Source organism: Kribbella sp. CA-245084 (genome assembly GCF_050942355.1).
Classification (GTDB): domain Bacteria; phylum Actinomycetota; class Actinomycetes; order Propionibacteriales; family Kribbellaceae; genus Kribbella.
In genome coordinates this window covers 4,465,003-4,483,495 of sequence record NZ_CP192053.1, presented here as the reverse complement: position 1 = coordinate 4,483,495, position 18,493 = coordinate 4,465,003, and the positions used below count along the sequence as shown (strand labels likewise).

Annotated in this window: 23 protein-coding genes; 19 read left to right on the top strand and 4 right to left on the bottom strand. The window is 66.4% G+C overall.

The window, feature by feature from the left end; all coding sequences use genetic code 11:
- Positions 1-68 precede the first annotated feature (68 nt).
- The 11 genes from ACQPYH_RS21570 (at position 69) to ACQPYH_RS21520 (ending at position 9,741) form a co-directional block, all read left to right on the top strand.
- Positions 69-1,052, top strand: coding sequence for an NAD(P)H-binding protein (locus ACQPYH_RS21570; RefSeq protein ID WP_432894053.1), 984 nt, complete (start codon positions 69-71; stop codon positions 1,050-1,052).
- Between the two features lie 85 nt (positions 1,053-1,137).
- Positions 1,138-2,745, top strand: coding sequence for a hypothetical protein (locus tag ACQPYH_RS21565; protein WP_432894051.1), 1,608 nt, complete (start codon positions 1,138-1,140; stop codon positions 2,743-2,745).
- Between the two features lie 39 nt (positions 2,746-2,784).
- Entirely contained in the window at positions 2,785-3,762 is a 978-nt protein-coding gene (locus ACQPYH_RS21560; protein ID WP_432894049.1) for an endonuclease/exonuclease/phosphatase family protein, read from the top strand.
- On the top strand, positions 3,759-4,205 hold the full coding sequence (locus tag ACQPYH_RS21555) for a DinB family protein (protein WP_432894047.1): 447 nt from the start codon (positions 3,759-3,761) through the stop codon (positions 4,203-4,205). Before ACQPYH_RS21560 ends, ACQPYH_RS21555 begins: the two co-directional genes overlap by 4 nt.
- Positions 4,206-4,259: 54 nt before the next feature.
- On the top strand, positions 4,260-5,027 hold the full coding sequence (locus tag ACQPYH_RS21550) for a hypothetical protein (RefSeq protein ID WP_432894045.1): 768 nt from the start codon (positions 4,260-4,262) through the stop codon (positions 5,025-5,027).
- A gap of 44 nt (positions 5,028-5,071) precedes the next feature.
- A complete protein-coding gene (locus ACQPYH_RS21545) occupies positions 5,072-5,515 on the top strand; it encodes a helix-turn-helix transcriptional regulator (protein WP_432894043.1) in 444 nt (147 codons plus the stop codon).
- Positions 5,516-5,524: 9 nt separating this feature from the next.
- Positions 5,525-5,947: a VOC family protein gene (locus ACQPYH_RS21540; RefSeq protein ID WP_432894041.1), complete on the top strand. Its 423-nt coding sequence runs from the start codon at positions 5,525-5,527 to the stop codon at positions 5,945-5,947.
- 27 nt (positions 5,948-5,974) lie between these two features.
- Entirely contained in the window at positions 5,975-8,335 is a 2,361-nt protein-coding gene (locus tag ACQPYH_RS21535) for an ATP-binding cassette domain-containing protein (protein WP_432894039.1), read from the top strand.
- A gap of 84 nt (positions 8,336-8,419) precedes the next feature.
- Entirely contained in the window at positions 8,420-8,764 is a 345-nt protein-coding gene (locus ACQPYH_RS21530) for a VOC family protein (protein WP_432894037.1), read from the top strand.
- A 139-nt stretch (positions 8,765-8,903) separates the two neighbouring features.
- Positions 8,904-9,131, top strand: coding sequence for a VOC family protein (locus tag ACQPYH_RS21525; RefSeq protein WP_432894035.1), 228 nt, complete (start codon positions 8,904-8,906; stop codon positions 9,129-9,131).
- On the top strand, positions 9,124-9,741 hold the full coding sequence (locus ACQPYH_RS21520) for an HAD family hydrolase (RefSeq protein ID WP_432894033.1): 618 nt from the start codon (positions 9,124-9,126) through the stop codon (positions 9,739-9,741). The genes ACQPYH_RS21525 and ACQPYH_RS21520 overlap by 8 nt, the downstream gene beginning before the upstream one ends.
- On the opposite strand, the gene ACQPYH_RS21515 is transcribed toward ACQPYH_RS21520, so the two are convergent.
- Complete coding sequence (locus ACQPYH_RS21515; RefSeq protein WP_432894031.1) at positions 9,731-10,141, bottom strand: Ohr family peroxiredoxin; 411 nt, start codon at positions 10,139-10,141, stop codon at positions 9,731-9,733. The two genes, ACQPYH_RS21520 and ACQPYH_RS21515, sit on opposite strands and share 11 nt — an antisense overlap.
- A gap of 108 nt (positions 10,142-10,249) precedes the next feature.
- Here ACQPYH_RS21515 and ACQPYH_RS21510 point away from each other — a divergent pair, with 108 nt between their 5' ends.
- From ACQPYH_RS21510 to ACQPYH_RS21485, 6 genes are all read left to right on the top strand, one after another.
- Positions 10,250-11,035 carry a helix-turn-helix domain-containing protein gene (locus ACQPYH_RS21510; RefSeq protein WP_432894029.1) on the top strand — a complete coding sequence of 262 codons (786 nt, stop codon included), beginning with the start codon at positions 10,250-10,252 and terminating at the stop codon, positions 11,033-11,035.
- Between the two features lie 48 nt (positions 11,036-11,083).
- On the top strand, positions 11,084-11,530 hold the full coding sequence (locus ACQPYH_RS21505) for a GNAT family N-acetyltransferase (RefSeq protein ID WP_432894027.1): 447 nt from the start codon (positions 11,084-11,086) through the stop codon (positions 11,528-11,530).
- Positions 11,531-11,602: 72 nt separating this feature from the next.
- Positions 11,603-12,292, top strand: coding sequence for a class I SAM-dependent methyltransferase (locus ACQPYH_RS21500; protein ID WP_432894450.1), 690 nt, complete (start codon positions 11,603-11,605; stop codon positions 12,290-12,292).
- A 2-nt stretch (positions 12,293-12,294) separates the two neighbouring features.
- Positions 12,295-12,789 (top strand): DinB family protein, encoded by a 495-nt coding sequence (locus tag ACQPYH_RS21495; protein ID WP_432894025.1) that lies wholly within the window; start codon positions 12,295-12,297, stop codon positions 12,787-12,789.
- A gap of 21 nt (positions 12,790-12,810) precedes the next feature.
- Positions 12,811-13,251 carry a hypothetical protein gene (locus ACQPYH_RS21490; RefSeq protein ID WP_432894023.1) on the top strand — a complete coding sequence of 147 codons (441 nt, stop codon included), beginning with the start codon at positions 12,811-12,813 and terminating at the stop codon, positions 13,249-13,251.
- Positions 13,252-13,761, top strand: coding sequence for an N-acetyltransferase family protein (locus tag ACQPYH_RS21485; RefSeq protein WP_432894021.1), 510 nt, complete (start codon positions 13,252-13,254; stop codon positions 13,759-13,761). It abuts the gene before it with no gap.
- A gap of 13 nt (positions 13,762-13,774) precedes the next feature.
- Here the strand turns inward: ACQPYH_RS21485 and ACQPYH_RS21480 are convergent, their stop codons facing one another.
- Positions 13,775-14,446, bottom strand: a complete 672-nt coding sequence (locus tag ACQPYH_RS21480) for a DUF402 domain-containing protein (protein ID WP_432894019.1) — start codon at positions 14,444-14,446, stop codon at positions 13,775-13,777.
- A gap of 54 nt (positions 14,447-14,500) precedes the next feature.
- On the opposite strand from ACQPYH_RS21480, the gene ACQPYH_RS21475 reads away from it, so the two are divergent.
- Positions 14,501-15,274, top strand: a complete 774-nt coding sequence (locus tag ACQPYH_RS21475) for a nucleotidyltransferase domain-containing protein (protein WP_432894017.1) — start codon at positions 14,501-14,503, stop codon at positions 15,272-15,274.
- Between the two features lie 65 nt (positions 15,275-15,339).
- Here the strand turns inward: ACQPYH_RS21475 and ACQPYH_RS21470 are convergent, their stop codons facing one another.
- A complete protein-coding gene (locus tag ACQPYH_RS21470; protein ID WP_432894015.1) occupies positions 15,340-16,050 on the bottom strand; it encodes a class I SAM-dependent methyltransferase in 711 nt (236 codons plus the stop codon).
- 237 nt (positions 16,051-16,287) lie between these two features.
- Positions 16,288-17,061 carry a class I SAM-dependent methyltransferase gene (locus ACQPYH_RS21465; RefSeq protein WP_432894013.1) on the bottom strand — a complete coding sequence of 258 codons (774 nt, stop codon included), beginning with the start codon at positions 17,059-17,061 and terminating at the stop codon, positions 16,288-16,290.
- A 313-nt stretch (positions 17,062-17,374) separates the two neighbouring features.
- Between ACQPYH_RS21465 and ACQPYH_RS21460 the strand changes: the two genes are divergently transcribed.
- Complete coding sequence (locus tag ACQPYH_RS21460) at positions 17,375-18,493, top strand: phosphotransferase (protein WP_432894011.1); 1,119 nt, start codon at positions 17,375-17,377, stop codon at positions 18,491-18,493.

Genomic DNA, 18,493 nt, shown 5'->3' with positions numbered 1-18,493 from the left:
CGAAAGTGTACGAACAGTGTCGTTCCGGACTCTCACGCTGTCTCATCCGGTACGGCGAGACTCGACGTATGAACGCTGTCGTGGTCTATGGAGCAACCGGTCGCACCGGCCGGTTCGTCGTCGAGGAACTGCTGCGCCAAGGTCTGCCGGTGATCGCATCCGGCCGGAACTCGAGCGCACTCGAAGCGCTGTGGGACGTGGAGATCCGCCCGGCCGCGGTCGACGATCCGCACGCCCTCGACCAGGCACTGAAGGGCGCCGCCGCGGTGATCAACTGCGCCGGCCCGTTCGCCGCCACCGCGGACCCGATGATCGACGCAGCCATCCGCGCCGGGATCCCGTACGTCGACGTGGCCGCGGAGATCGAGGCCAACGTGTCGACGTACGCCAGGCACAGCGACACCCCGGTCGTGCCGGCGATGGCGTTCTACGGCGGCCTCGGCGACCTGCTGACGACCGCGGCGCTGGGGGAGCGGACGAGCGCCGACGAGGTGCACGTCGCGTACGGACTGACGAGTTGGCATCCGACCCCCGGTACGCGCGCCGCCGGTCAGGTCTCGCACGACCGGCGCAACGGCCGCCGGCTGCGGTTCACCGACGGCGCCCTGCAGCACCACGACGACAAGCCGGCGCTGGAGGACTGGACGTTCCCGGAGCCGCTCGGGCGGCGTCGCGTGATCCCGGAGTTCACGATGGCCGACGTCGTCACGATCCCGAGCCACCTCGCCGTCCCCGAGGTCCGCACCTACATGACGGTCGAGGCCGCCGGCGATCTCATGGATGCGGACACCCCGGCGCCGGTCGCGGTCGACGACGCGGGCCGATCGGATCAGACGTTCATCGTCGACGTGCGGGTCCGGACCGGTGGCGAGGAGCGGCGGGCGACAGCGAGCGGGCAGGACATCTACGCGATCTCGGCACCGCTCGCGGTCGGCGCCGTACGGCGGATCCTGGACGGCTCCAGCCACGTGCAAGGGGTGGCATCCGCCGGTGCGATGTTCGACGCCGTCGACTTCCTCAATGATTTACCACTCACGCTCGACCTGCCGTAAATCGATTCCCTGCGGGAGAATGTAGGTCCCCTGCTGACCGCCCATCATCAGCTGGAGGCCGCCCGCCATGCCCGCTCTGCCCGCCATGCCCACTCTGCCCACTCTGCCCACTCTGCCCGCTCTGCCCGACATCCGTCCGTCCCGTCGTGCCGTTCTCCGCCTGACAGCAGCCGGTGCTGTCGCCGCGACCGGCCTGACCACGCTCCCGGCGTACGCCGATGAGATCGACTACACCGCTCGTCAGACCTTCGACGACTGGGATCGCCTGTTCCAGCAAGGCGGTCCCGGTCAGCCGGATCAGCCGAACGACAACAGCAACCGCGACGGTCGCTCCGGGATGCTCGCGTGGAGCCAGTCGTACGTGCTCCTCGGGCTGGTCCGGATGTACGAGAAATACCGCGATACGCACTACCTGGATCGGTTGATCGACAACGTCGACCAGGTGCTGTCGGTCCGGGACAGCGAGCGCGGCGTCAAGGACTATCGCGGCCTGTCGCTACCCGCCTGGCGCTCCGACCACCCCTACACCACCGGCTACGCAACGCTTGCCGACGGCAACGGTCAGCCGCTGCTCGATCTCCGCGAAGCCCTGTCGTACGCCGAGGACACCACGATCACCGTGACAGCCGGGACGCGCGCGGACACGTTCTCGGTCGAACTCGTCAACACATTCAACAACCGCGCAGTCACACACACGGACCTGTCCCTCGATCCGGCCAGCCCCGACTACGCGGTCAGCCGGATCTACGCGGCGGCGCCCGGGCCTCTCCAGTTGACCGCGATCGATCGCCGGGCATCGCCGCGCGCAGGCGACGTACCCCAGCCCGGCTCGTACGCGATGCACTGCGAGCCGGTGATCTTCGCCGTCCACACCGGGATGATTACGTATCCAATCGCGAGCTTCGTGCGGATCGTGCTGAGCTCACCGACCTTGCGGCGGCGGTATCTGCGGAAGGCGCTTGAGTACCTGGTCGCCTGCCGGCAGGCGGTCGCGGTCCACGACTGGGAGTACCGCGACGGCGGGTACCTGATCTGGCCGAAGACCCAGCCGCTCGCGTACGACGGGTGCGAGCAGCCGCTCAACCAATCGGTCGGTCTCGGTCAGACCCTGGTCGAACTCGCGCTGATCACACGCGACCGCGAGTACAAGCGGAAGGTCGCCGCGATGGGCCAGATGCTCGCGGGCCAGTTCACGGTTGATGCCGGTGACGCTTACCTGTGGCGCTACTGGCCGACGGGCGGTCACATCTACGACGGGTTCGTGAAGACCGGAGACCCGGAGACCGACATCTCGATCTTCACGCCGTCCGCCGGCCCCGCCCGAGGGTTCGAGGACATCAGCCACGGCGCGATCGACGTCGAGTTCGCCGTACGGGCGTTTCGTGCGCGGCTCGCGTTCACGGCGCGGGACATGGCGCGGATCGCCCGGACGTTCACCCAGAACGTCGTGACCACCGATGCCGACGGGCTGCCCGTCATCCACACCACGGTCGCCGGGACGACGGTCGGCGCCCCCTCGGTCGCGCAGCAGGCGCCGCGCTGGATGCAGGCGAACGCGTGGGACCCGCAGGTCCACGCCAAGTGTCTCGCCCTCTACAACCGCTACGAGCCGACTCCGGAACGCGACGGCCAGCAGGCCATCGGCTTCGGCTGGCTCCTTGCCAATGTCGCCTACCTCAACTGGGCCCGCTAGTTTCGGGCCTGGCTTTCGGGTGTGGCATAGCCTGGTGGGGTGGAGGGGACTGAGGTAGGGGTGGGGGGTGCTCCGTCTCGAACGGGGCGGTACGCCGGGATCGTGGTCGCCGGATTGTTGCCGTGGGCATGGTTCTTGGTGCGGGACCGGCTCGGCGTGGTCACGGATGTACTGGCGATCCTGTTGCCGATGCTGGCGCTGATCGTGGCGTTGGTGGTGGGGGTGCTCGGGCGCCGTCGTCGTGCGGCTGTGGCGTTCGCGGTGTCGACGCTGGTGGTCGGGATCGTCGGTACGGTCGGGCCGTGGATCCCGCACGGGTCGGGGACGGTCGACCCGAGTCGCGGGGTGCGGTTCGCTGCGGCGAACATCGGCGCCGGAGAGCTCGAGGGCGCGGACAGCCTGATCGCGCAGAAGGCCGACGTACTCGTGATCTCCGAGATCGGGCAGCCGCTGACGGAGCGACTGTCCGAGGCGTACCCGGAGCACGTGGCCTATTGGAACGGTCCAGCTGTCGGTGTCTTCAGTCGCTGGCCGATGACGGTGCTCGAGGAACCGGGGCCGGATCTTCCGGGGTACATGCTCCGGATCCATGCGCCGTCGGGTGACTTCGACCTGATCGCCGTACATGTGCCGAAGCCTTGGTACTCGTCCGGCGGGTCGTCGTACAACGCGCCTGCCGACACGGTTCCGTACGAGACGACCGTCGCCAATCATCACCGGCTGATCGAGCAGGTCGCGATGCGCGCGGCACGCGACGACCACCCGGTCGTCATCTCCGGCGACATGAACACGACGGACCGCGGTCGCGACTACCGCGTGCTGGCCGATCCGCTGAAGGACGCGATGCTGAACGGGTGGGGCCGGCCGTCGCAGATCGGCAGGTGGGCGCCGCTGTTCGTCCGGATCGACCAACTGTTCATGAAGCCCAGTTGGTGCTCGGACGACACGGGCTGGTTCCAGGTCCCGAAGTCGGATCACCATGGCCTCGTCGCAACCATCGGACCGTGCAAACCATGACCGAACTCGAACAACTGCTGGAGACGCTCGACGGGCTGCGGGCCGGCGTACTGAAGAAGCTGGCCGGCCTGAGCGAGGAGGATGCACGCCGCAGTACGGTCGGGTCCGGGACGAATGTGGCCGGCCTGATCCAGCACCTGACCTTCGTCGAATCCCTCTGGATCGAGGAGATCGCCGCCGGCGGCAAGGCCTCGCGCGGCAAGCGGTCCATGCAGGTCGACCCCGGCGTGTCCCTCACGATGCTGCGCGCCGAGTACAAGGCCGCCTGCACCGCCTCCAACGAGATCATCGCCAAGCTCGGCGACCCCGAATCTCCGGTGACCCGCAACGGCAAGACCCACAACCTCCGCTGGGCCGTCCTCGCCGTCATCGGCGAGACCTCCCGCCACGCGGGCCACGCCGACATCATCCGCGAACAACTCGACGGCACCACCGGCCGCTGACCCACCCGGTGTGACATCTTGTCGTCGCCGATCTGGGACAACCGAAGGATGCCGATGTCGCAGCCGCACGTCGAGCCAGGCTCGTACCGCAATCCGTCCGACGACGCCTGGTGGCGCCGGGCGCTCGATGCCACTGGAGCCGCCATGCAGCTTCATGCCTACGAGCAGAACGGGCAAGAGGTGACCTGGTCCGACGCCGTGATGAACGCGAGCGCCGCGGCGAGTATGGGATGGCGTCACAACAACGAACGCTGGGCCGACCTTCCGAAGGGTCCGTTGGGCAACCTGGCCGACGGGTTCGCTCAACGGCTCGCCGAGGAGTACATCCGCGACGACAACGTCGGCTACCACATCGACACCACCGAGTTCCTGCCCAACGTGCGCGCGAACATGGCCCGCGGTGACATCGACCAGACGCTCGAGTCCGCGGCCACCTCGATCGTCACGTCTGCCGATCCGGGTGAGCGCGGTTCGAAGTGGCATTCGCCGGACCCGGACACGGTCGCCGAGGTGCGGAACGCGATGAGCCAGCGCCTGCTCGAGGGCCGCTACGAAAGCGCGCCTGCGGTAGAGGTGGACGAGCAGAACTTCGCCTACCGCCTCGGGTACGCGACGGCCGACGCCGGCGTGAAGGCGGTCAACGAGGGCATCGCCGCGCGTCCCGACGCCGAGCTTGCGCGGAGCGTTCAGCACACCCTCGGGGCTCAGGCCGCGCCGCGAGTGACTCAGCCCGGCGAGCGGGCCGACGGTACTGCCGGACGTCCGGCGAGCGGCGGGCCGGCTGCCGGTACGGCGAAAGAGACGTCACCTGTGACTCGCTAGCTGGGCGGATGACTTCGGTTGCCTGACCTGGCAGGATCTACACCGTGAGTAGCGGAACGACGGACCAGCAGCGCCTGGCGGATCTGGCGCGGCTGCGGCGGGTGAAGGACCGGATCGACCGGGAGTACGCGCAGCCGCTGGACGTCGACGCGCTCGCCCGTGGTGCGCACATGTCGTCGGGGCACCTGAGCCGCGAGTTCAAGCGCGCTTACGGAGAGTCGCCGTACGGGTATCTGATGACGCGGCGGATCGAGCGGGCGATGATGCTGCTGCGGCGCGGCGGGATGAGCGTCACCGACGTGTGTTTCGCGGTCGGCTGCCAGTCGCTGGGCACGTTCAGCACCCGCTTCACCGAGCTGGTCGGTATGCCGCCGAGCGTCTACAAGGACCGCGCGGGCGACGCCACCCTCGGCATCCCGTCGTGTGTCGCGAAACAGGTAACGCGACCGATCAGGAATCGAGAAGCATCTCCGTCGTCCGGCACGTAGTTTGACGCCATGGCCAACAACGAGGGCATCAAGATTCACGCCAGCTTCCTGCCGCACACCGATCCCGAGGCGTCCGTAGCCTTCTACCGCGACCTCCTCGGCTTCGAGATCCGCCTCGACGTCGGGTACGAGGGCATGCGCTGGATCACGGTCGGCCCGCCCGGGCAGCCGGACACCTCGATCGTCCTGACGCCGCCGGCCGTCGATCCCGGGCTCACCGAGGACGAGCGCCGTACCATCGGCGAGATGATGGCGAAGGGCACGTACGCCACTCTCGTGCTGCAGAGCGACGACCTCGACGGTCTGTTCGAGCGGCTGCAGGCGACCGACGCCGAGGTGATCCAGGAGCCGATGGACCAGCCGTACGGCGTCCGCGACTGCGCGTTCCGGGACCCGGCCGGGAACCACATCCGCATCAACCAAGCCTCCTGAACTCGTCTTTCCAGAGGAGACATACGCATGAGCCGCGACGAACACGTTGCCGACAGCCACGACATGATCCGGGTCACCGGGGCGCGGGTGAACAACCTGAAGGATGTCAGCGTCGAGATCCCGAAGCGCCGGCTGACCGCGTTCACCGGGGTGTCCGGCTCGGGCAAGAGCTCGCTGGTGTTCGGCACGATCGCGGCCGAGTCGCAGCGGCTGATCAACGAGACGTACAGCGCGTTCGTGCAGGGTTTCATGCCGACGCTGGGCCGCCCCGAGGTCGACGTACTCGACGGTCTGACCACCGCGATCCTCGTCGACCAGGAGCGGATGGGCGCCAACCCCCGCTCCACGGTCGGTACGGCGACCGACGCGAACGCGATGCTCCGGATCCTGTTCAGCCGGATCGCGACACCGCATGTCGGCCCGCCCACGGCGTACTCGTTCAACGTGCCGAAGCGGACCGCGACCGGGTCGATGACCGCGGACAAGGGCGCCGGCGAGAAGAAGGTCGTCCGCGAGCAGGTGTACGCCGGCGGCATGTGCCCGCGCTGCGAAGGCATGGGCTCGGTCACCGACTTCGACCTGACCGCGCTGTACGACGAGAACAAGTCCCTGGCCGAGGGCGCGCTGACGATCCCCGGCTACAGCATGGAGGGCTGGTACGGGCGGATCTTCCGCGGCTCCGGCTTCTTCAACATGGACAAGCCGATCAAGAAGTACACCAAGAAGGAACTGCACGACCTGCTCCACCGGGAGCCGACCAAGATCAAGGTCGAGGGCATCAATCTCACCTACAACGGCATCATCCCGGCGATCCAGCGGTCGTTCCTGTCCAAGGACGTCGACGCGATGCAGCCGCACATCCGCGCGTTCGTCGAGCGTGCGGTCACGTTCACGACCTGCCCCGACTGCAACGGGACCAGGCTCGGCGCCGAGGCGCGGTCCTCGAAGATCAAGAGCAAGAACATCGCGGACCTGTGCGCGATGCAGATCACCGACCTGGCCGCGTGGATCCGCGCGTTGAAGGAGCCGTCGGTCGCACCGCTGCTCAAGGCGCTGGGCGAGGCGCTCGACTCGTTCGTCGACATCGGCCTCGGGTACCTGTCGCTGGAGCGGCCCGCGGGGACGCTGTCCGGCGGTGAGGCGCAGCGGACCAAGATGATCCGCCATCTCGGGTCGTCGCTGACCGACGTGACGTATGTCTTCGACGAGCCGACGATCGGGCTGCACCCGCACGACATCCAGCGGATGAACGACCTGCTGCTGCAGTTGCGCGACAAGGGCAACACAGTGCTGGTCGTCGAGCACAAGCCGGAGACGATCGCGATCGCCGACCACGTCATCGACCTCGGGCCGGGTGCCGGGTCCGGCGGTGGCGAGGTGGTGTTCGAGGGGACGCTCGACAAGCTTCGTGCCAGTGGGACGTTGACTGGACGGCATCTCGACGACCGGGCCTCGGTGAAGTCGTCGGTGCGCTCGGCGTCGGGCGCGTTGGAGGTGCGTGGAGCTTCCTTGAACAACCTGCAGGACGTGGATGTCGACGTACCGCTCGGTGTGCTGGTCGTGGTGACTGGTGTGGCCGGCTCCGGGAAGAGCTCGTTGATCCGCGGGTCGATCGCCGATCGTGAAGGCGTCGTGGCGATCGATCAGGGCGGGATCCGGGGGTCCCGGCGGAGCAACCCGGCGACGTACACCGGACTGCTCGAGCCGATCCGGAAGGCGTTCGCGAAGGCCAATGGGGTGAAGCCGGCGCTGTTCAGCGCGAACTCCGAGGGTGCGTGCCCGGCCTGCAAGGGCGCGGGCGTGATCTACACCGAGCTCGGCGTGATGGCGACGGTCGAGTCTCCGTGTGAGGAGTGCGAGGGTCGTCGGTTCCAGGCTGCTGTGCTCGAGTACACGTTCGGCGGTCGCAACATCGCTGAGGTGCTTGCCATGCCGGTGTCCGAGGCGGTGGGTTTCTTCGCTGAGGGCGAGGCTGCGACCCCAGCGGCGCACAAGATCCTGGAGCGGCTCGCGGACGTCGGGCTCGGATACGTGTCGCTCGGGCAGCCGTTGACCACGCTCTCCGGCGGCGAGCGCCAGCGGCTGAAGCTGGCGACGCATATGGGGGAGAAGGGCGGGATCTACGTCTTGGACGAGCCGACCACCGGTCTGCACCTGGCCGACGTCGAGCAGCTGCTCGGTTTGCTGGACCGCCTGGTTGACGGCGGCAAGTCTGTCATCGTCATCGAGCACCACCAGGCCGTCATGGCGCACGCCGACTGGATCATCGACCTCGGCCCGGGCGCGGGCCACGACGGCGGCAAGATCGTCTTCGAGGGCACTCCGGCGGAGCTCGTCAAGAAGCCGAAGACGCTGACCGGCAAGCACCTCGCGGAGTACGTCGGATAACCGGTCAGGAATCAAGAAGCACCGGCGAGTCGGCACGACTAACGTGACAGTCAGTAAGCGAAACCCGAGTTTGGAGATGCTGAAATGACTTCCACGCAAGGCGTCAAGACGATCCTGCACCCGGTCACCGACCTGGAGAAGGCCAAGCCGGTGTACGCCGCGCTGCTCGGTCTGGAGCCGATGGCCGACTCGCCGTACTACGTCGGGTTCGAGGCCGAGGGTCAGCAGATCGGCCTGGTACCGAACAGCGACCTGACCTCGCCGACGGCGTACTGGCACGTCAGCGACATCGAGGCGAAGATCGCCGACATCACCGCCGCCGGCGGCACCCTGAAGGACGCCCCCAAGGACGTCGGCGGCGGCCGCCTGGTCGCCACCCTGACCGACCCCGACGGCAACGTCCTCGGCATCCTGCAAGACCCGTCCTGATGTGCCTGATCCCCAAGCTGTACGTCGCCGCCATCTACGGCGACGTACAGCAACAGGACCCAACCGAATCAGAGGCAGTGCCTGAGGAGACTCCGTCCGACGAAGCCCTCGAACCGATCCTGGTCCTAAGCTCACTCGTGTGATCGCCCAACTCCAGGTCAACCTGTTCTGCGCCGACGTGGACGCCTGCCTGGCCTTCTACACCCGCCTCGGCCTGACCGAAGCCTTCCGCGCACCGGCGACCGGCCCGATCCAACACGTCGAGGTCGAAGCCGCCGGTGTCCGGATCGGCCTCACCTCCGCCCAGATCGCGAACAACCCGGAGGCTCATCAGTTGAAACTCGTGCAGAATCGCTCGCATGGCTGATTCCCGGGTTCGGCATGTGTTGTTCGATGCGGATGGGGTGCTGCAGGATCTGCCGGGTGGGTGGTATGCGGCGATGGAGCCGTATGTGGGGGAGCGGGCGCGGGACTTTCTGCATGAGACCTGGTCCGACGAGCTGCCGATGCTCGCGGGGAAGGGCGACTACCTGCCGGTGCTCGAGGCGTCGTTGACGCGGTACGGCGTGAGCACGCCGGCGACCGAGGTGTACGACGCGGTGTGGAAGAACATCGTGCTCATCGAGGAGTCGCTCGACATCGTGCGAGCTCTGAAGCGCGGCGGGTACGGCGTACATCTCGGGACCAATCAGGAGTGCTACCGCGGCGAGCACATGCGGACGGCGCTCGGGTACGACGATCTGTTCGACGTGAGCTGCTACTCGTACGACCTCGGCGTGGCCAAGCCGGATCCTGCGTTCTTCACGCGGGCCGCGGACCGGATCGGCGCCGACCCGTCGACGATCCTGTTCATCGACGACACCTCCCGCAACATCACCGGCGCTCGCACCGCCGGGCTCCACGCCGAGCTGTGGGACTTCACTCAGGGTCACGACACGCTGGAGGCGCTCCTCGCCGAGCATGGCGTCATTCGGTGACGATCTGCACCGAGATGTTGCCCTGCACGGCGCGGGAGTACGGGCAGACGGCTTCTGTTGCTTTGAGCAACTTCTTGCCAGGCTCGCCCTGGAGGTGGTCGGGGAGTTCGACCCGCAGTACGGCGGCCAGCTCGAACCTCCCGTCAGCGGGAACGAGACTGACCTCCGCAGTGACGGCGACGTCCGAGGCGTCGATACCGCGGGCCTGGGCGACACGGTCGAGGCTGGTGGAGAAGCACGCGGCCCAGCCGACGGCGAAGAGCTGTTCGGGGTTGATGCCGTCGCCGGTTCCGCCCATCTCTTTGGGGAAGGCGAGCTGAACGTCGAGCTGCCCGTCAGCGGTGACGGCGCGGGACTCGCGGCCGGATGTGGTTGCGACTGCTGTGTATGTGGGGTTCATGGCGTCAACGATCCGGGGCGGCGGGGGAGAGGTTCAATTACCTCCTTGGTGCAGTTACCTCGCGGGTAATGGCTGGCTGGCCGCGGTCCGCCGTACCCTTCAGTTGTTATGACCGTCTTGGAGGAGCCACAGACCGCTGGCGAGCTGCTGCGATTCTGGCGGGTGCACCGGCGGCTGAGTCAGCTCGAGTTGGCGCTCGACGCCGAGGTGTCGACGAAGCACTTGAGCTTCGTGGAGACGGGCCGTGCGCAGCCGAGCCGTCAGCTATTGGTCCATCTTTCGAACCATCTCGACCTGCCGATCGCCGAACGCAACCGGTTGCTGCTCGCGGCCGGGTTCGCGCCGATCTACCTCGATCAGCCGTACAACTCCGCGGCCATGCAGCCGCTGCGCGAATCGCTCGGGCGGCTGCTCGACGCCCATCTTCCCAACCCGGCGCTGATTGTCGACGGCCTGTGGAACCTGATCGACGCGAATGCCGCGGCGTCGCTGCTGTGGGCCGGCGTCGCCTCCGAGCTCCTGAAGCCGCCGATGAACATGCTGCGGCTGTCGGTGCATCCAGGCGGTCTGCCGAGCATCTCGTCAATGACGGCCGCCTGCAGTCTCCCGCTCATCCACCAGCTGAAACGCCGCAGCCGCGAGACCGCCGACGATGCGCTGGCCGAACTGCTGGACGAGGTCGAGCCGTACCTACCTGACGCCCCGCCGACAGCCGCCGCCCAACAGCCGATGGTCACCCTCGATCTCAAGACCCGCCTGGGACCGGTCCGTCTCTTCACCCTGATCGCCACCATGGGCGCTCCACTGGAAGTGACAGCCGCCAGCCTCGCCATCGAGACCTTCCTGCCGGCCGACACGACCAGCGCCGAGCGACTCCAAGAGCTCATGAGCTAAGCAGGAAACGGTTTTCCAGCGGCGGGGAGCTGGGGGAGTATTGGCCAGGTGGATATTTTCCTCGCAGGTAAGGCCGACGTGGCACAGCTGGCTCGACTTCTCTGGCTGAACGCCGCACCCTCGCAACGCGCCGAGCAATCCGTCGACGAGTTCGCTGCCGATCTGGCGTCCTGGTGGACCGACAACGACTCGCATTTCGCGTTCGTCGCTCGCATGGACGAGTCTGAGCTCGTCGGGATGGCGTGGCTGGCGATCGTCCCGCGGGTGCCCAGGCCGGGCACGACGGCGCGGCGTTCGGCTGACATCCAGAGCGTGTACGTCGTACCGGAGTTTCGCGGTAATCGTGTCGGATCGGCGCTCGTACAAGCCGCGGCCGACCACGCGTTGGAGCTCGGAGCCGGTCGCGTGACTGTCCACTCCGGCCGCAAGGCTGTGCCGGTGTACGAGCGGCTCGGCTTCGCCTCGTCCCGCCAACTTCTGCAGATGGAACCCTGAACACAATCTCCACTCGCGGCGTCGTACAGATCGCCAGATCCGCTGACGACAGAAGGAGCGCTAGTGCCGACGATGGATTACGACGAGTTCGCTGAGGCGTACGCCGCGGACAACGAGGTCAATCTGCTCAACGGTCACTACGAACGGCCGGCGATGGTGAATCTTGCCGGTGACGTGGACGGTCGTCGCATCCTCGACGTCGGCTGTGGCGCCGGTCCGCTGTCAGCCGCGTTGCGTGACAAGGGCGCGATCATGTCCGGCTTCGACCAGAGCGCGGAGATGATCCAGCTGGCCCGCCGACGGCTCGGCGAGGACGCCGACCTAATCGTCGGCGATCTGGCCGACCCGCTGCCGTACGCCGACGCTGCCTTCGATGACGTCGTGGCGTCTCTGGTCCTGCACTATCTGGAGGACTGGACCAAGCCGCTCGCAGAACTCCACCGGGTGCTGAAGCCAGGCGGCCGCCTGATCATGTCGGTGAACCATCCGATCGTCTACACGGCGCTGAACCCCGACGCCGACTACTTCGACGGCACCGCGTTCTCGTACGACGCCGAGCACGCCGGCCGCACGATCGTCTACACGAACTGGCACCGGCCGCTCCAGGCAATGTCCGACGCGTTCACCGAAGCAGGCTTCCGGATCTCCGTCATCAGCGAGCCACCCATCGCCCCAGACACACCGAGCGAAATCCTCCCGGACCACCTGAAGGACATCACCAGGTTCCTGAGCTTCATCTTCTTCACCCTCGAGGCGTACTGAGCGTGGAGCGTATCTTTCCTGCGGGCGCCGCCGACGAGCGTGAGGTGCTGACCGGGTTCCTCGATTGGCAACGAGCAACAGTGCACCGAAAGGTGGACGGTCTACCGGTCGAACTGGCCGATCGAGCCCTCCTGGAGACGTCCCCGCGCATGACTGTTGCCGGGGTCGTTTCGCATCTCCGGCAGACCGAGCACGACTGGTTTGCTGGAAGCTTTCCCTCTCTTGCGGATGAACCGTTCGAGCGGGACCAGGACGGGGGATGGGCTACCGGTGGTCGCGTGATCGCCGACCTGTTGAGCGGCTACGACGCCGAGTGTGGTCAATCGAGGCGCATCGTTGCTCGGTTGCCTCTCGACACGATGCAGCACTTCACGCCACCACAGTTCGCCCCGGTATCGGTGCGATGGATCCTGACGCACATGATCGAGGAGACGGCCCGCCACCTTGGCCACCTGGACATTCTGCGCGAGCAGCTGGACGGCGCCCGCGGATACTGAGGACTGGGGTACCGTCCTCACATGCGGGCCCGATGGGAGGACGACGAAACCGGACGCGGCCTGGGGGACGCCAAGTGGTTGGTGCCTGGTGCGAGTGATCTGCTCGCGGCCTTCCAGGAGCCACTGTGGGTCGCTGAGCAACCCGAGGATCATCTGCTGCCGCACGTCGAACGATGGTGTCAGGACGACGGGCGACTTGCTGTGCGAACCACCTCGACCGACGACCACACCTTCGTCCTCGACCTTGAGTGGCGCGGCGAACCGACAAGCGTGGGACACGCACGAGCGGCCGTGTTCGCGCTCATCGGATCGTTCGCCGAGAGCGTCACGTACGTCCGCCAACACCGGATGCTGAGTGAGGGATCGCTCCGATTCGAGATCGGTACCGGTGAACTGGCCCCCGACACGAGGTTCCAGCCACACGGCCACACCGTAGTCATCAACGTGACCGGCGTCGTCTAGATGCCAACTCAGGTAGTCCGCATTCGAGACGCAGCACCCGGCGACGGCGATGCGCTCGCGGAGCTGCATGCCCGGTCGCGTGCTGTGTACTACGGCGCCGGCGGCCACGAGGTGGCTGCGATTCCCGACGAGAAGTACCGCGAGGCGTGGCGCAAGATGGTGGCGGATGCTCAACTCGCCGTCCTGGTAGCCGTCTTGGGCGATGACATCGTCGGTGTGATCACGCTCGATGCCAACGGAGTGTTCCCGACCAACGCGCCTCACGAGACGCGCGTCCGGCTCGTCGGGATCTTCGTCGAGCCAGGCCAGTGGTCGAGCGGCGTTGGCAGCGCCCTGATGACACGCTTCATCTCCATCACACGCCAGGCCCACGCTGTAGGCGAGGTCGATGTCTGGGAGCGAAACTCTCGCGCCATCCGCTTCTACAAGCAACACGGCTGGACCCGCGACGGAACTTCCCGCCCGGGCCCAGCCGGCGCAGACTACGTCGGCTTCGTACACCTGCCGTAGATCCGTGCATCGGCTAACTAGGCGGGATGTCCCAGCCCGTCGGTAGCTGCGGCAGCGACCAGGTGGGATCGGGGGCGAAGTCGCAGTACGTCCCGTCGAAGGGGAACCTGCCTTCCTCGGCCAGTGCGATGACACGACGCCCCTCAGCGCGGGCGGCAACTGCGTGTGCGGCGGTCCAGTAGCCCGGCGCGTCGGTGAAAGCGGCGAAGTCGTCTTCGTCCTTCCAGCACCAGGTTCGGTCAGGGTCGACGACGACGTCGAGGCCCATATCAGCGACATCTATGCCACGGCGCTGACCGTCGCTCCAGCGCGGTCCGCGAACCTCCAGGTTGACGTACCAGCCGGTGAAACCTTCCGCAGCGAAGAACCACCACAACGAGTGCGCGGCACCGGCCGGATTCCAGATCAACACGCTGTTGTGCTTCCACTGGTCTGCCACCAGCGGGCGCGCCGCGACGACGTCGATCGGCTCCTCGCGCGTCGCCCGTCCCTGATCGTCAGCCCGGTGCCCGAATCCCGAGCCCGCCGGCAGCCACAACAGCAGGCCGTTCTCGTCATCGCGTACGACACGCGTGGCTTGTACCCAAGTAACGACCCGACCGCGGCGCGACCGCCGCAGTACGACGTCCCCGCGGCTGTAGCGACCAGTTCCAGTGTTCTCGCGGTCCCACACGTCAGTGATCACCCGATCGATCTTGCCATGGTGCAAATTCCGGGATGTGGAAGGCTTCGTTTCGTGATGGATGAATTGGTCGAACGGCTCGCTGTCGTTCCAGGCGTCGTAGCTGTTGTCCTCGGCGGAAGCCGAGCTCGTGGTGAGCACCGTCCCGACAGCGACACAGATCTCGGAATCTACTACCGAGGTCGCCTGGACATCGATCAGTTACGAGCGCTGGCGGCCGAAGTTGCCTCGAAACACGAGGTGTTCGGCTTGGGCGACTGGGGACCATGGGTGGACGGCGGCGCCTGGCTCACGATCGACGGGCGCGCCGTCGATTGGATCTACCGGGATCTGGATCGCGTGAACGGCGTATGGGACGAGTGCCGTGCTGGTCGCTTTACGATCGAACGCCAGGTCGGCCATCCGCTCGGCTACTACAGCCACACTTACGCCGGCGAAGTCGCGCTATGCCAGGTGCTCGTCGATCCGACTGGTGAATTCACCCAACTGCAGGAAGACACCCGGCACTACCCAGGTGCGCTGGGGGATGCGCTGGTTGAAGGGTTGTGGGAGGCAGAGTTCTCGATTCGCGGCGCTCGGAAGGTGCCGCGAGACATGGTGTACGTCGCAGGCTGCCTGTTCCGCGCGATCGGTGTGATGGCTCAAGCGCTGCATGGCCGCGCGCATCGTTGGACAGTCAACGAGAAGGGGATCGTCGCTTCCGCCGCGAGGTTGCCGCAGGCACCGCCTGAGTTCGAGGCGCTGGCAGAACGCGCCGTAACCGACATCGAGGCCGCCGGGCGCCTCCTCGAAGCCGTACGCGCGGCTGTCGGCGGAGACGCGCCGGCTTGATCTCAATCAACTAGCGGCGGGCGAGCATCTGACTGCGCCCGTCGAGCGAAGAGACGGGAGTCGAGTCACGCAGACGTAAGTTCGAGGAAGAGGAAGCAGATGAACGAGCGCCCGTCCTCGTTGGGAAGGAGCTCCGGGGGAGTGTCGGCCGCCGGGGGCGGCTCGCTCACCTTCGAGATGTGGAAGCCTGCGTCGACGAAGGCGTTGAACACGGCGTGCAGGGGACGGTGCCAGTAGGTCATCCACACTGTCTGGCCGGCCATCTCGTAGTCCTCGGAGTACTGGGTGAGCGCGAAGTAGTCGGCGTCCGAATGGACCACGGCGTACACGGTGGGATGCATGGTCGCCACGACCAGCCGCCCTCCTGGTTTCAGGACCCGCCGCAATTCGGCGAGCGGCCGCGCCCAGTCCTTGATGTAGTGCAGGACGAGGGACGCAACCGCTAGGTCGAACTCGCCGTCGCCGTAGGGGAGTCGGGCGGCTAGGTCTGCAACTCTGAGATCGACGTCGTCGCCCAGGCGTCGCCGGGCCAAATCGATCATCGCAGCGCTACCGTCGAAGCCCGAGACGTCAGCACCTTTGTCCTGTAGTTGCTTGGTCAACGGGCCGGCGCCACATCCGACGTCGAGCACACGGAGGCCTGACACGTCACCTGCGAGCCGAAGCAGTTCTGGCCGCGCGTAGTAGGCGTTGTAGAGGTTGCTGTCGTTGGCTGAGGAGTACGCGACAGCGAACGCGTCGTACTGATCGGGCTCGGGGTCCTGTGTGGAAGGCATAGACAGTTCCTACCAGTCGGTCCGGTTCGTCTGGACACCTCAGTCCGGCTCGCAGACGTAGAGTTGGAGCGCCGCATCTGCTGTGAGTGGCCCACCTTTGATCGCCGATAATGGACATTATGTCAACTGGTGGTCTGCGTATCGCATCAGATGAATCACGGCGGCTACGGCTTATCCACTACCCCGCGGCCAACAACGAACCGCTGTCTAACTGCGGAAACACTGTGAGTCCGGTGTCTATACCTTGCTCGCGATGACCATGTAGTTCTCGGCCTCAAGATTGAACGTGCTCAGTTCCGTCTGGAGTCCGACCCGGTGCAGCTCGGCTTCGAGTTCCTCGTACCGGTAGGGCCAGCAGGACAGCAGTTCCGAGCGGACAAGAACCGATCCAGTCGCATCAACTTGCGCGATCGCGATCTCGATGTGGTGCTCCTCCTCCCAATGCGGCGCAATCTCCCAGCGGTAGACCACGACGGCATCGCGACCGTTCCGGCGGACGAGTCGGTCACTGATGTCGAGCCGGGAACCCCGGGCCCTCACGAGTTCCCAGGTGCGGGATGTGAGTACCAAGCGCCCGCCAGGGCGCAGAAGGCGTGCCATCGACTGCAGAGCAATACCCCTGCCTGTCGCGCCCGCGGCATGGTGAAGCGAGTTGCCAACGCAGAACACCATGTCGAACGTGCCGTCCTCGAAATGGTCGGGCAACTCTTCCCAGTTCGCCCGCACAGCCCGGACGGATGCCCCGAACTCCTCAGACAACTCTGTAGTCCGACGAACCATCGCTTCGCTGGCGTCAGTTGCGACAACCTGCATGCCACGACCGGCGAGGCCAACCGCCAGCTGTCCGGTTCCGCACGAACAGTCGAGGACGTGAGCGTTCGACGGCAGGAGACCGAGGACGTCATCGAACGACGCAGCGAACTCGGCCGGAGGCAACTTTGCATCCGAGATGAGCCATTCGTACACCTCGGCAAGCACGTCATAACCCGTCACAACCACTACCTCCGTCACGCGGCAGACTCACGGTGGGACGTCAGTCCATCAGCGGAGCGAGCCGGGCACCAATAGGTTTCGCAAGGACAACCCGTCCGCGCATGCCCGCGGATAGCGCGAGCTGATCCGCTCGGCCACCCGGTTGACATGGTTGTGTGGGCTGCAGCAGCATGACGCTTACGGCGGTGGCTGACGCCGAGCCTCTGAGGGTCTGCCCCAGCTGGGTCCTCGTGATGGCGAAGGGGAATCTGCCCTCAAGGTCGCTGTTGAGTCCAGGCCTGTATCGAATGTCGCGCTGCTGGGGGGCGATGACATATCGAGGAGGCTTGTCATGACCAAGCAAGGCAGTTTCAAGCGGGCTGTACGGCAGCATGCGCGCAGGAGCGGGCAGCGGTATACCGAAGCGCGCGCCGACATGGAGCTCGCGGCAAGGCAGCCGTTCGTCCACGCTCGGCCCTTCGAGCACGCCGCGCTCACTGCGCACCTCGAGGCGCAGTACGGGATCCGCATCACCTCATTGGCGTCGATCGACGACGACCCCACAACTCGCCCTCGCGACTCGTGGCCCGGTCACTACCCCGGGACGCTCCTCGTCAAGCGCCAGGACGGGCCGCCCTGGATTGCGCGCATCTTCTCCTCGCCGGCGGACCAGGTCAGCCGTGTCGAGGGCGACGCGGAAATCCTGCGATTCCTGGCTGCGCACAACTTCCCGGCCGAACGCGTGGCGCATGAGGAGCCGGTGTCGGTGTTCAACGGCAGCGGCGTGATCGTGACGAAGTTCGTCGACGGTGAACGTCCCGATGCGGGCGCCGCAGTACAACACGAACTCGGGAGTCTGCTCGGGCGGTTGCACGCTCTCCCCGCAGGTGATGGCGCAGTCGCCCGGGACGGTGGGTCCGACGAATCCGGCGGCGCCTTCCAGGTCGGACGACCCAAAGAGAATCTCGCCGCAGCCATGAGCTTCCTGGTCAGCGTCGAGGACGATGTCGCCCCCGAGGGCCGGGAAGGGTTCGAATTGCTGAGGGATCGTGTAGAGACCGCCGATGACGCGGAAGGACTCCCCCAGGCTCTGACCCATGGCAGCTATCACGCCTGGTCCGCCGTTGGTACGCCGGGAAATCTCGTCATTGTCGGCTGGGCCGGGTCCGGCCGCGGTTCACGACTACCAGCACTCGCCTGGCTGCTGACGACCGCGGCAGAGGGCGACCTGAGCCTCGTCGATGCGGCGGCGCGTGGCTACTCCGAGCGTGTCCAGCTCACCGGCGAAGAGATTCACAGGCTGCCTGGGATCCTCAGCATGAAGCCGCTGTGGCTTGCGTGCATCCAGTATCGGGAGTCTGTCCGCAGCGGGCACACTCCGACTCTGGACGACGGTTGGCCATCCTGGGATGTCGACCGCAGCGAGCGCAACCAGCGAATAGCAGCACGAGCCATTGCGGCGTTGTACTGA